The organism is Streptomyces sp. NPDC004065 (genome assembly GCF_044903565.1).
Classification (GTDB): domain Bacteria; phylum Actinomycetota; class Actinomycetes; order Streptomycetales; family Streptomycetaceae; genus Streptomyces.
The window spans coordinates 1-1,259 of sequence record NZ_JBJDQT010000076.1 but is presented as its reverse complement, the minus strand read 5'-3'; the positions used below and the strand labels follow the sequence as shown (position 1 = coordinate 1,259).

At 70.8% G+C, this 1,259-nt stretch carries 1 protein-coding gene; it reads right to left on the bottom strand.

The window, feature by feature from the left end; all coding sequences use genetic code 11:
- A partial coding sequence (locus ACI2LW_RS33695) for an IS30 family transposase (protein ID WP_404735061.1) occupies positions 1-914 on the bottom strand: 914 nt, incomplete at its 3' end.
- Positions 915-1,259: the final 345 nt, after the last annotated feature.

Sequence of the window (1,259 nt, the reverse complement as noted above, 5' to 3'; positions counted from 1 at the left end):
CCCTTGGGGAAGTACTGCCGCAGCAGCCCGTTCGTGTTCTCGTTCGAGCCGCGTTGCCAGGGCGAGGCCGGGTCGCAGAAGTAGACGGGCATGCCGGTGGCCATGCTGAACTGCTTGTGGCGTGCCATCTCGCTGCCCTGGTCCCAGGTGAGGGAGCCGCGCAGGTGGGTGGGCAGGGTCTGGATCGTGGCGACGAGGCCGTCGCGGACGGTCTCGGCGTCGTGGGCGCCGCCCGGCAGGTGGACCAGCATGGTGTATCGGGTGCTGCGCTCGACCAGGGTGGCGATCGCGGAGCGCCCGCCCGCGCCGATGATCAGGTCGCCTTCCCAGTGACCGGGCACGGCCCGGTCCTCGACGTCGGCGGGACGGTCGCTGATCATCACCATCGGGTCGATGAACCGAGGCGTGCGCCGCTCGGGGTCCCGGCGTGGTTTGCGGCGGGTCCGGCCGGAGCGGATGGCTGCCTGCACTTCCCGTTTCAGGCCGCCGCGGGCCTGGAAGTACAGCGCCTGGTAGACCGTTTCCACGCTCACCCGCATGCTTTCGTCGTCGGGATGTTCTCTGCGTAGAGCGTGGCAGATCTGCTCCGGTGACCACCGCCGGCGCAGTCCGTCCTGGACGAAGCGGCGCAGCCGTCCCGCACGTAGCAGCTTGCGCTCCTTGGGCCGGGGCCTGCGCGCTGCGGCGGCGCGGTGGGCGGCGTAGGGCTGGTAGCCCTCGGTGCCGGAGTTCGCGTCGATCTCCCGCTTGACCGTGCTCGCCGGCCGTCCCAGAGCACGCCCGATCGCCCTCAGCGACTGACCCGCCGCGCGCAGATCGCGGATCTTCTCGCGCTCGGCGAGCGCCAGAAATCGCGGGTGAAGCTGCTTCTCCAGGGCCGTCAGGCCCACCGGTGCCGTGGTCACACCGCACATCGTGACGGTCCCGGTGGTGTAGTCGACACGGCGGCCGTCAGCGTAAGTGCGCGTGGTGCCGCTCTTCTTGACACCCCAGTCCCAGTCCTTGGCCGTGCGCTCGTTCACACCGACCCGCCGGGCCGCGACCCGGCGGGCGACACCGGCGGCCCGAAGCCGCTCGTACTCATCCCGCCCGGGGTGTCGCCGAGGCAGACGCACCGAGCTCCGTCCGGCCTTCCGGGCCCAGCCGAAGGCGGTGTTCCGGTTCACCCCCAGCTCACGCGCCACCACGGTCACGTTCCCCACGGCATCCAGCCGCGCAAGGAAACGCTCCCTCAACCCCGCAAGATCATCACGTCCAAC